Here is an 8,518-nt window from a genome sequence, read left to right as displayed (position 1 = left end):
ACCCGGGAGGGAACCCTCCGGGTGGGCCGCCGCCGTTCGCTCGTACGCGGGGTGGTGCCGCGGGAACCGGGCCGGACGGGGGTGTGGCCGGCCCGGTCCCGCGCCCGGCGTCAGGAGTCGCGTCGAACAGCCTCGACGCGACGGCGCCGGAGCACCATGCCGGCCCAGCCGACGCTGATCGCGGCGGCACCCGCGAGCAGCAGCGGACCGGTGGCCGAGGTACCGCCCACGGCCGCCGAGGCGGTCGGGATCACCTGGCCGGCCGGGGAGTCCGGGTCCCCGCCGTGGCCGTGGTGGGCGACCGTGGACTTGGAGGCGTCGGCCGCGATCTGGGCGTCGCTGGGCGCGGCCGGGGCCTGGGCGGTGAGCGCCGACGCGGCGGTGGCGGAGGCGCCGAAGTCGACGTCGGAGCAGGCGTAGAAGGCCTCCGGGCTGTCGCTGCGCTGCCACACCGTGTACAGGACCTGGCGGCCGGTGCGCTGCGGCAGGGTGCCGGAGTAGCTGTAGGAGCCGTTGACGGCGTTGCGGTCGACCTGCACCTTGGCCACCGGGGTCGGGTCGAGGTCCGACCACTTCAGCGGCTTGGTGGGGTCGTAGCCCGCCTTGGTGATGTAGACGGTCTGGGTGCCGACGTGCGGCGCGGTGGTGCGGAACTGGAAGGTGAAGGCGCCGGACTTCACCGCGGTGGCCGGCCAGTCGGTGCGCGGCCAGTCCAGCGCCGCGTACTTGTCGCGGTTGGCCGAGCAGAGCTTGCCGTCCGGGATCAGCGCCTGGTGGTTGCCGTTGGCGTTGGCGATGTTGACCTCGTTCCAGTCGTACAGCGGCTGGGTGCCGCTCGCGGCGACGAGGTCCTTGCAGATCTGGGACACCGGGTGCTCGGGGCCCTCGGCGTAGCAGGCGGCGACCCGGCTCACGGGGTTGGTCATCGTGCCGTGGGCGCTGGCGGTGCCGGCGGTGGCACCGGCCACCGCGACGACCGCGGCGCCGATCACGCCGACGGACAGGGCACTTCGCTTGATGGACATGGGGTGGGGACTCCTTGACCGTCGTTCCGGGCGTGCGTGGGGGAACGGGCACGCCTGCCCGTTCGGGAGCCGCCGGCCCGGCGCGCGGCTCCCGGCCAGAGCGTAGGATTGGTCTGGACCAGAAGGCAATAGCCGCGCGTACTGTGCTTGTTGACGGACTGTAGGCCCCGGAGCAGGACAAAGGCCCGACGGACGGCCGTGGTTAGCCGTTCCATCGGGCCCCGTTAAGGCTCCGGAAAGGTCAGTGCCGCATGTCGTGGATGATGCCGGCCTGGATCACGAGATCGCTGTTGACGGTCGAGCTGCCGCTGATGGTGTTGATGATGTAGGTCCCGCCGGGCGCCTTCTCGAACTGCCCGGGCAGGAACTCCCGGAGGATGTCGAAGAGTTCCTCGGCCGCCTGCGGGTTCGTCCGGAACAGCGCGCGCAGCCGGTTGCGAAGGGCGGCGGCCTGGTCGGCCAGGACCTCCTCGTCGCCGTCGGCCTCCAGCACCTCGGCGCGGATCACCTCCAGCTCGGCGCTCGCCTCCTCGTCCCGCTCGCCGCGCCCGAACAGCCGGGCGATCCGCGAACTGGCCTGGTTCCAGGCGGCCGTGGCCATCAGTCCGGCCACCGAGGTCGCCCCGGACCTCACCATCTCCTGCACGAGCTCGGCGTCCATGCCGCCCCCTTCACGTTCGCAGTGTCGCCACCACGGTAGGGCAAAGGCGGACGAAGCGTCAGAGGAACGTCTTCCCCTCGCCCCGGTACGTCGGCACCGTCCGCACGACCCGGTCGCCCTCGACCAGGTGCAGCTCGGCGAAGCGCTCGCACAGCTCGCCCGCCTTGGCGTGCCGGAACCAGACCCGGTCGCCGATCAGCAGGTCGTCCGCGGCCGAGCCGAGCAGCGGGGTCTGCACCTCCCCGGCGCCCTCCATCGGGTCGTAGCGCAGTCCGGCCGGCAGGTACGGCACCGGCGAGCGGTCCGGGCCGGCCGCGCCGGAGGCCGGGTAGCCGCCGCCGAGCACGGTCACCACGCCGAGGCCGGGGCGGCGCACCACCGGCTGGCCGAACAGCGCGGCCGGGCGGCCCCGGAAGGAGCGGTAGTTGTCGAACAGCCGCGGCTGGTACAGCCCGGAGCCGGCCGCCACCTCGGTGACGGCGCGTTCGGCCACGGTGGACTCCACGCTGCCGGTGCCGCCGCCGTTGACGAACTCCAGATCGGCCACCTGCCGCAGCCGTCGGACCGCCGCCGCGCGCCGCTCGGCCAGTTCGGTCCGGGACCTGGCCTGCATCAGCCGGATCAGCTGCGAGCGCACCGGCCGTCCGGGCACCCGGTCGCCCACCCCGGCGACGTGTCCCTCGTACGCCATCAGGCCGACCACCCGGAAGCCCCGGCGGCGCTGGACGAGTTCGGCGAAGGCGCCGAGGTCCTCGGGGGTGCGCAGCGGCGAGCGCCGGGCGCCGACCCGGACCCGGCCGCCGAGCAGTTGCAGCGAGGTGTCCAGTTCCAGGCAGACCCGTACCTCGGCGTCGCCGCCGCGGGCCGCGTCGATCAGGTCCAGCTGGGCCGGGTCGTCCAGGACGACGGTGATCTCGCGGGCGGCCTCCGGGTCGGCGGTCAGTTCGGCGTAGCCGGCCCGGTCGGCGGAGGGGTAGGCGAGCAGGATGTCGCGGACGCCGGTGCGGGCCAGCCAGAGCGACTCGTCCAGGGTGAAGCTCATCACCCCGAGGAAGCCGTCCACGGCCAGGGCCCGTTCCAGCAGCGCCCGGCAGCGGATCGACTTGCTGGCCAGCCGGATCGGCTTGCCGCCGGCCCGGCGGACCAGGTCGGCGGCGTTCGCGTCGAACGCGGCGAGGTCCACGACGGCCACCGGCCCGTCCAGGTGGGCGGTGGCGCGGTCGTACCGGAGGCGGTCGGAGACCGGGGCGGGTGCGGTCGCGGGCGCGTCGAGGATCACCATGGCCGCAGGGTGCCACACCGCGCTACCGGTGGGTAGGCCCCGTGCGCGGGGAGCGTGCGGGGAAATGGGGCCGCTCGCGCGCGGTGGCATAGGGTCGGGCGGGTGGACCGCAAAGACTTCTCCAACCCGGCGTTCGTCGGCAAGAGCATCCCGAATCCCGGCTTCTCCGACGACGACGGCACCGCCGACCAGGCGCTCACCGAGGCCCTCGCCCGCTGGTCGCAGGACCGCGCGGCCGAGCCGGAGGTGCTGGCGGCGCTGACCCCCACCCGGCTGATGGTCCCGATCGTCGCGATCCTCGGCGAGGTCGAGGTGGACGCGAACGGGCACCGGCACGAGAAGACCAGCGACATGGCCGTCCCGGTGCTGGAGGCCCCGGACGGGCGCCGCGCGCTGCCGGCGTTCACCTCGCTCGACTCGCTCGCCCGCTGGCGCGCCGACGCCCGCCCGGCGCCGACCGCGGCCCCGCAGGCCGCGATGGTGGCCTTCTCGGAGCGCGCCGACACCCTGCTGATCGACCCGGCCGGGCCGGTGCCGTTCCTGCTGAGCGGTGCCCGGCTGCGGGCGCTGGCGGAGAACCGCGCGTTCCTGCCGCCGGTCCGGGACCCGGAGGTGCGCGAGGCGGTCCGCGGGCTGCTGGCGGCCGAGCCGCAGGTGGTCACCGGGCTGCTGGCGGCCTCGGAGGACTCGGACGGGGTGCTCGCGGTGGTCTTCGACCCGGCGCTGGACCAGGCCGGGCTGCAGGCGGCCGCCCAGCGGGTCGGACGGGCCGTGGCCGCCGACCCGGTGCTGCGGGTGCGGCTGGACCGGGGGCTGGACCTCGCGGTGCTGCCGGCCGGCGCGGAGCTGCCGGGGGAGCCGCTCTACAAGCGGTAGACGTGAGAAAGGAGCGGCACACGTGTGCCGCTCCTTTCCCCGTCCGGACGTCAGGAGTAGACCGGCCCGGTGAACTTCTCGCCCGGCCCCGCGCCCGGCGCGTCCGGGACGACGGACGCCTCGCGGAACGCGAGCTGGAGCGAGCGCAGCCCGTCGCGCAGCGGCGCGGCGTGGAAGTTGCTGATCTCCGGGGCGCCGGCGGTGACCAGCCCGGCGAGCGCGGTGATCAGCTTGCGGGCCTCGTCCAGGTCCTTGTCCTTGTCGCCGCCCTCGGCGAGACCGCACTTGACCGCGGCGGCGCTCATCAGGTGCACGGCGACGGTGGTGATCACCTCGACGGCCGGGACCTCGGCGATGTCGCGGGTGAGGTCGTCGAAGCCGATCGCGTCGTCGTCCGCGCCGGGGTTCTGGGTGGGCTCGCTGCTCAAGGGTGGCTCGTTCCGTTGTGCCGTGTGGGTACACGTGGAGCGTACAAGGGGGTCCGCGCCGGGGCGGAATAGCGTTCGACCGCGTGACGCTGTAAGCTTCGAGACTGACCGGCCGGGATCCCGTATGGGCACTCGGCCAGCAAGTGGAGGCTCCACTGAGGAGGCCCGAGAGGGCAACCGCGAAAGTCTCCCACCTTGTCGGCCTCGCGGCCGACGGGTCCCGGTCCGCGACGGGCGCCCCTGGCGCCGAGTCGCCGCAGCGCCCCTCACCGGGCGCAGCCCCCGGTTGTGTGGAGCCCCGCTTGTACCGAGCGGGGCTTTTTTCGTGTGGCGGTGTACGTAGCCGGACAGCGCAGCACGAATGAAGCCCCGCCCAGTGGTCGAGTCCACTACGTGCGACCGCCGTCCGACGGCCGCATCGCAGAAGGTGCAACCGAGGAGGCCCCATCAGCACCGAGCCCCGCATCAACGACCGGATTCGCGTCCCCGAGGTGCGACTCGTCGGTCCCAGCGGCGAGCAGGTCGGCATCGTGCCGCTTGCCAAGGCGCTGGAGCTCGCGCAGGAGTACGACCTCGACCTGGTCGAGGTCGCGGCGACCGCCCGGCCGCCGGTGTGCAAGCTCATGGACTACGGCAAGTTCAAGTACGAGTCGGCCATGAAGGCCCGTGAGGCGCGCAAGAACCAGGCGCACACGGTCATCAAGGAGATGAAGCTCCGGCCGAAGATCGACCCGCACGACTATGACACCAAGAAGGGTCACGTCGTCCGGTTCCTCAAGCAGGGCGACAAGGTCAAGATCACGATCATGTTCCGCGGTCGTGAGCAGTCCCGCCCCGAGCTGGGCTTCCGTCTGCTCCAGCGGCTCGCCGACGACGTCCAGGACCTGGGCTTCGTCGAGTCCTCGCCCAAGCAGGACGGCCGTAACATGATCATGGTTCTTGGCCCGCACAAGAAGAAGACCGAGGCGATGGCCGAGGCCCGCGCCCTCGCGGACGCCCGCAAGGCCGAGCGTCAGGGCCGCACCGGCGGCCCCGACGCCGCTGCGGACATCGAGGACGAGGACGTCGTGACCGACGTCGAGGACGTCGTGACCGAGGCCGAGGACGCCCCGGCCGAGGCGCCGGCCGTCGAGGCCGACGCTCCGGTCGAGCAGCCGGCCGCCTCCCAGGGCGCCTGAGCCCTCACCGGCCAGGAGGCCCGGGAGACCGGCCCCCAGGGTGACGGGGCGTCCCGCCCGGTCACCGCAGATCCATCCAGTTCACGCCCGCGCGGCGCACGTCGCGCGGGCGCGGACGGGACTGACGAGGAGATACGGCGAAATGCCGAAGCAGAAGACGCACAGTGGCGCCAGCAAGCGCTTCAAGATCAGTGGCTCTGGCAAGGTGCTGCGCGAGCGCGCCGGCCGCCGCCACCTCCTGGAGCACAAGCCCTCGACGCTGACCCGCAAGCTGGCCGGGACCGTCGAGCTGGCCCCCGCTGACGCCAAGAAGATCAAGAAGCTTCTCGGCAAGTGATCGCCCTCCCGCCCGGCGCGAGCCGTGAGCGGGGCAGCTGATCCTTCCCGACCCATTCGAATGACGGACCACGTGAAGTAGTCCGTGGTCCAACCCAAGGAGTAATCAAGTGGCACGCGTCAAGCGGGCAGTCAACGCCCACAAGAAGCGCCGGGTCATCCTGGAGCGCGCCAGCGGCTACCGTGGCCAGCGTTCGCGCCTGTACCGCAAGGCCAAGGAGCAGGTCACCCACTCGCTGGTCTACAACTTCAACGACCGCAAGAAGCGCAAGGGCGACTTCCGTCAGCTGTGGATCCAGCGCATCAACGCTGCGGCCCGTGCCAACGGCATCACCTACAACCGCTTCGTGCAGGGCCTGAAGGCCGCCAGCGTCGAGATCGACCGCAAGATGCTGGCCGACCTGGCCGTCAACGACCCGGGTGCGTTCGCCTCCCTGGTCGAGGTCGCCCAGAAGGCGCTGCCGGCCGACGTGAACGCCCCGAAGGCCGCCGCGGACGCCGCCTGATCTTCCGAGATCGGTTGAGCTCTGACCGGACCCGCAGGCTCGCCTGCGGGTCCGGTCCTGCTTTCGCCCCCCTCCTTCAGCGCCCTCAGAGATCGAGACCATGCCGAGCACCGACACCCCCCTGCTGACCTCCCTGCGCTCGCCGCGCGTCGTCGCCGCCCGCCGGCTGGCCAAGCGAAGCCAGCGCGGCAAGGAGCGCCGCTTCCTGGTCGAGGGCCCGCAGGCCGTCCGGGAGGCCGTCGCCTTCGGCAGGCTGCCGGGCAGCGGCGAGCACGCCGTGGTCGAGGTCTACACGACCCAGGAGGCCGCCGAGCGGCACGCCGGCATCGTCGAGGCCGCCCTGGCGGAGGGGCTGCCGGTGCTGACCGCCACCGACGAGGTGATCGCCGACATCTGCGACACCGTGACCCCGCAGGGCATCGTGGCGCTCTGCCGCTTCATCGACACCCCGTTCGACGAGGTGCTCAGGGCCCGCCCCAAGCTGGTCGCGGTCCTCGCCCACGTGCGCGACCCCGGGAACGCCGGCACGGTGCTGCGCACCGCCGACGCGGCCGGCGCGGACGCCGTGGTGCTCACCGACGCCTCGGTGGACCTCTACAACCCGAAGGCCGTCCGGGCCTCCGTGGGCAGCCTGTTCCACCTGCCGGTGGCGGTCGGCGTGCCGGTCGAGGAGGCCGTCGGGAGGCTGCGCGAGGCCGGTGTCCGGGTGCTCGCCGCGGACGGCGCGGGGGAGCGGGACCTGGACCAGGAGCTGGACGAGGGCACGCTGGGCGCGCCCGGCGCATGGGTGTTCGGCAACGAGGCGTGGGGGCTTCCGGAGGAGACCCGCGCGCTCACCGACGAGGTCGTGCGCGTTCCGATCCACGGCCACGCCGAGAGCCTCAACCTGGCCACGGCCGCGGCCGTCTGCCTGTACGCCTCGGCCCGGGCGCAGCGTTCGCCCGGCGGCTGCCGCTCGAACGCCTGACGCACCCGGGGGCGCACCGGGATCTCCCCGTTGCAAGCCCTACTACACCCGCCTGGGAGACGCTAGGGTCTGCCTCTGTGGGGGGAACGGCACGGTGGGTAATCGGGGAGGCAACCCATGGTCGGCAGCGGGCCAGAGCTCGACCCGGACGACCTGCCGGACGGCCTGGTGGTCGCCGACGCGCTGGGCCGGGTGGTCTGCTTCAACCGGGCCGCGGCCCGGCTCACCGGCGTGCTCCCGCAGGCCGCGCTCGGCAGCGGGCTGGAGGACGCCCTCCCGCTGGAGGACCTGGACGGCCGCCGCTGGTGGCAGCTGACCGACCCGTACGGCGGCCTGGCCATCCGCACCGGCCAGCCGGAGCGCAACCTGCTGCTGCCCGGCGGGCGTGAGGTGCTGGTCTCCGCCCGGTACGTGCGCGGCGCTCCGGGCGGGCCGCTGGAGCGCCTGGTGATCGCGCTGCGCGGCACCGAGGCCCGGCGCCGCACCGAGCGCAGCCACGCCGAGCTGATCGCCACCGTGGCGCACGAGCTGCGCTCCCCGCTGACGAGCGTCAAGGGCTTCACGGCGACGCTGCTGGCCAAGTGGGAGCGGTTCACCGACGGGCAGAAGCGGCTGATGCTGGAGACCGTGGACGCCGACGCGGACCGGGTCACCCGGCTGATCGCCGAGCTGCTGGACATCTCCCGGATCGACGCCGGCCGGCTGGAGCTGCGCAAGCAGGTCGTGGACCTGGCGGCGGCGGTGCGCCGGCACGTCGAGCGCAAGGTCGCCACCGGCATCCCCGAGGACCGCTTCGACATCCGGATCAGCGAGCCGCTGACCGTCCTGTGGGCCGACCCGGACAAGGTCGACCAGGTGCTGGCCAACCTGCTGGAAAATGCGGTGCGGCACGGTGAGGGAACTGTCACGATCGAGGTGGCACCGGCCAAGGAGGTCGTCGAGGCGCCCGTCTGGGAGCGCAACGGCACCCCGCCCCGCATCGTGGAAGGTACGGCGGTCACCGTGAGCGACGAAGGCAGCGGCATCCCCGAGGAGGCGGTGCCGCGCGTCTTCACCCGCTTCTGGCGCGGCTCCAAGCGCGGCGGTACGGGCCTGGGCCTCTACATCGTCAAGGGCATCGTGGAGGCCCACGGCGGCTCGATCCGCGTCGACCGCGCGCCCGGCGGCGGCGCCCGGTTCCGATTTATCCTGCCCGCCGGGGTGCCCGACTTCATGCTCTGAGAAAGTGCGTGAACGCCAAGCACAGCCTGCTTCGGGAT

10 protein-coding genes are annotated in these 8,518 nt (G+C 73.0%); 6 read left to right on the top strand and 4 right to left on the bottom strand.

Features of this window, described 5'->3' with window-relative positions; all coding sequences use genetic code 11:
* Positions 1 to 110: 110 nt before the first annotated feature.
* The 3 genes from ACFVXH_RS40645 to ACFVXH_RS40635 all read right to left on the bottom strand — a co-directional run bounded on the left by ACFVXH_RS40645 (position 111) and on the right by ACFVXH_RS40635 (position 2,968).
* Positions 111 to 1,025, bottom strand: coding sequence for a lytic polysaccharide monooxygenase (locus tag ACFVXH_RS40645; RefSeq protein ID WP_049649876.1), 915 nt, complete (start codon positions 1,023 to 1,025; stop codon positions 111 to 113).
* 241 nt (positions 1,026 to 1,266) lie between these two features.
* Complete coding sequence (locus tag ACFVXH_RS40640) at positions 1,267 to 1,686, bottom strand: hypothetical protein (RefSeq protein ID WP_049649875.1); 420 nt, start codon at positions 1,684 to 1,686, stop codon at positions 1,267 to 1,269.
* A gap of 58 nt (positions 1,687 to 1,744) precedes the next feature.
* Positions 1,745 to 2,968 carry an amino acid deaminase/aldolase gene (locus tag ACFVXH_RS40635; protein WP_387831182.1) on the bottom strand — a complete coding sequence of 408 codons (1,224 nt, stop codon included), beginning with the start codon at positions 2,966 to 2,968 and terminating at the stop codon, positions 1,745 to 1,747.
* Positions 2,969 to 3,070: 102 nt separating this feature from the next.
* Between ACFVXH_RS40635 and ACFVXH_RS40630 the strand changes: the two genes are divergently transcribed.
* Entirely contained in the window at positions 3,071 to 3,844 is a 774-nt protein-coding gene (locus ACFVXH_RS40630; protein WP_387831181.1) for an SseB family protein, read from the top strand.
* 50 nt (positions 3,845 to 3,894) lie between these two features.
* Here ACFVXH_RS40630 and ACFVXH_RS40625 read toward each other — a convergent pair whose 3' ends face one another.
* Positions 3,895 to 4,272: a DUF1844 domain-containing protein gene (locus ACFVXH_RS40625; RefSeq protein WP_049649872.1), complete on the bottom strand. Its 378-nt coding sequence runs from the start codon at positions 4,270 to 4,272 to the stop codon at positions 3,895 to 3,897.
* 446 nt (positions 4,273 to 4,718) lie between these two features.
* Here ACFVXH_RS40625 and infC point away from each other — a divergent pair, with 446 nt between their 5' ends.
* The 5 genes from infC to ACFVXH_RS40600 all read left to right on the top strand — a co-directional run bounded on the left by infC (position 4,719) and on the right by ACFVXH_RS40600 (position 8,480).
* Entirely contained in the window at positions 4,719 to 5,450 is a 732-nt protein-coding gene (infC, locus tag ACFVXH_RS40620; protein WP_074002347.1) for a translation initiation factor IF-3, read from the top strand.
* Positions 5,451 to 5,592: 142 nt separating this feature from the next.
* Positions 5,593 to 5,787, top strand: coding sequence for a 50S ribosomal protein L35 (rpmI, locus tag ACFVXH_RS40615; protein WP_030055648.1), 195 nt, complete (start codon positions 5,593 to 5,595; stop codon positions 5,785 to 5,787).
* 109 nt (positions 5,788 to 5,896) lie between these two features.
* The gene (rplT, locus tag ACFVXH_RS40610; RefSeq protein ID WP_030055649.1) at positions 5,897 to 6,292 is read left to right on the top strand and encodes a 50S ribosomal protein L20; all 396 of its coding nucleotides are present in this window, start codon (positions 5,897 to 5,899) and stop codon (positions 6,290 to 6,292) included.
* Between the two features lie 100 nt (positions 6,293 to 6,392).
* Positions 6,393 to 7,259, top strand: coding sequence for an RNA methyltransferase (locus tag ACFVXH_RS40605; protein WP_049649870.1), 867 nt, complete (start codon positions 6,393 to 6,395; stop codon positions 7,257 to 7,259).
* Positions 7,260 to 7,376: 117 nt separating this feature from the next.
* Positions 7,377 to 8,480, top strand: coding sequence for an ATP-binding protein (locus tag ACFVXH_RS40600; RefSeq protein WP_049649869.1), 1,104 nt, complete (start codon positions 7,377 to 7,379; stop codon positions 8,478 to 8,480).
* Positions 8,481 to 8,518 lie beyond the last annotated feature (38 nt).

Origin of the sequence: Kitasatospora sp. NPDC058184 (assembly GCF_042883725.1) — a bacterium.
Taxonomy (GTDB): domain Bacteria; phylum Actinomycetota; class Actinomycetes; order Streptomycetales; family Streptomycetaceae; genus Kitasatospora.
The sequence above is the reverse complement of the archived record's forward strand: the minus strand, read 5'-3'. Positions and strand labels throughout refer to the sequence as shown.